Annotated in this window: 1 protein-coding gene; it reads right to left on the bottom strand. The window is 74.9% G+C overall.

The genetic code is table 11. The features are described 5' to 3' along the window. A partial coding sequence (locus ACLBXO_RS32015; protein ID WP_447687949.1) for a non-canonical purine NTP pyrophosphatase occupies positions 1–307 on the bottom strand: 307 nt, incomplete at both ends.

Raw genomic sequence — 307 nt, forward strand, 5'->3', positions numbered from 1 at the left:
GCGCTCATCTCGCCGAAGGTGCGCTCGTGGCCGTCGGGCCGGAAGATCGGATCGTAGCCGAAGCCCGCGGGGCCCTTCGCGGCGACGAGGTCGCCGAACACCCGCCCCTCGAACAGCTCGGTGTGCCCGTCCGGCCAAGCCAGCACGAGGGCGGACACGAAGTGCGCCCGGCGCTCGGCGGCGCCGCGCCGGTCGAGTTCGGCGAAGATCCGCGCCATCGCGCCGGTGAAGTCCTTGGCCGGCCCGGCCCAGCGGGCCGAGAAGATGCCCGGCGCGCCGGCGAGGGCGTCGACGCACAGGCCGGAAT

This window comes from Methylobacterium sp. C33D, from assembly GCF_053345825.1.